General features: G+C 46.1%; 1 pseudogene. It reads right to left on the reverse strand.

Annotation, left to right across the window (positions count from 1 at the left end):
* Positions 1-1309 (reverse strand): annotated as a pseudogene (locus R8N46_RS24680) (Tn3-like element ISShfr9 family transposase); the annotation flags it as partial.
* Positions 1310-1450: the final 141 nt, after the last annotated feature.

Below are 1450 nucleotides of genomic sequence, written 5' to 3' on the forward strand. Positions count from 1 at the left end.
TCTTCAGTGGTCCACCGAATGCGATTTCCGTCTGCATCTGTTGAAGTTGGGCGACGACGGCTTCTGAGCCTTTACCGGCCTCACATTCAAGGCACAAGAACACCTGCCTTAACAGTTGCTCCAGGAGATTGCATTGTTCATCGTAATGTTGCCACTGGTACTCTTCCACGGTCCGTTTCTGTTTTTTCAGGTAAAGGCAGAGGGTCTGGATATCCCTGTCATTCATGACCTTCAATGCCTGTTGTCTGACTACTGAGAAGGGTTGATTATCATCAATGTTCTCATCCACAAACAGATGCAGTAACTCTGCCGCTTTCGTGACATTGTCCGCGGCTGACTGCCAGGACAGGAACACTGCTTGTTGTGCAAAGGTGTTGGCAGCTTCTTGTTGCTTGCGGATATGGTAAATGAACCCATCAGTTAACCGTTCCAGTGCCAGTTGTATCCGCTCTGTCAGGTGACATAGCAACCATAGATGCTGCTGTGCGCGTTTGAATCGTTTGAGTTTACTACCGTAATAGTTGATGAGCTCACCGAAGTGTTGTCGATTTTTAAGAGACAGATTAAGCCCATCGATAACGCCATTGATTTGCGTGCGCCATGGCGCTAACTGATGATAAAGGGCAAGCTCTTTTTTAAGTTCAGGTACGGTCAGACTTTTTGCACCGCCTCTGAGCTGGTTCAGGCTTAGTCCGTCATCAATGGCTGTTATGCTGTCCAGAAAGACGTGAAGTTCAGGACTGGTGAGTTGATTAAGTTGGTGCGCCAGGTCTTTTCTGACCTGCTGCATCGCTCTGCTTATCAGTCTCTGGAGTACGGTGTACCTAGGGATAGCAATGCTGTGACTGGTTAGGAATTCAATAGCAGTATCAAAGAGGTAACGCGGCTCCAGCCAGGCATTGCCCACCTGAACAAGGTGGTCGAAAAGAGAATTGAAGTGCTGACTTTCGTCCCATTTGTGATAACCAGCAAGGTCTAATACTTTTGCGTAGAGTCGATCTTTTTGTTTTTGTGAGGGAGTGAATGGTCTGAGCCCCTTGCCGCCAAGCAGCTCTTTACTGATGAACATTAAATCCTTAGAAACCTGCGAGTAAGCGATATCTAGGATGACGGGCTTTGATTTGAAGTATCCCAAAATCGCGACAAAGTAACATCTATGAGCTCTGAGACGAATTGACCGAAAAACTGCCAATTCCGCATCGTTCAGAGAAAAGTACAGACGTTGTTCTTCGATTGAAAAAATGGGTGGGGAATAAAGATCTGCCTGTTCTGCTCTCGTGAGAATAGTAATTTCGTTTTTGATGGCCATATCAGGGCTGTTCCGTATTAAATGTACGATATTTACCTAATTTGCCACACTTATAAGTAGTAACCCACCTCCGCAGCCATTTATTGGTGTGGTCTACAGAGGATTAAGTCTTTTTAGAGGGGAAAATCCCTAGAACCCCAT

It is taken from the genome of Vibrio sp. 1874, assembly GCF_033344395.1.
Classification (GTDB): domain Bacteria; phylum Pseudomonadota; class Gammaproteobacteria; order Enterobacterales; family Vibrionaceae; genus Vibrio; species Vibrio alginolyticus.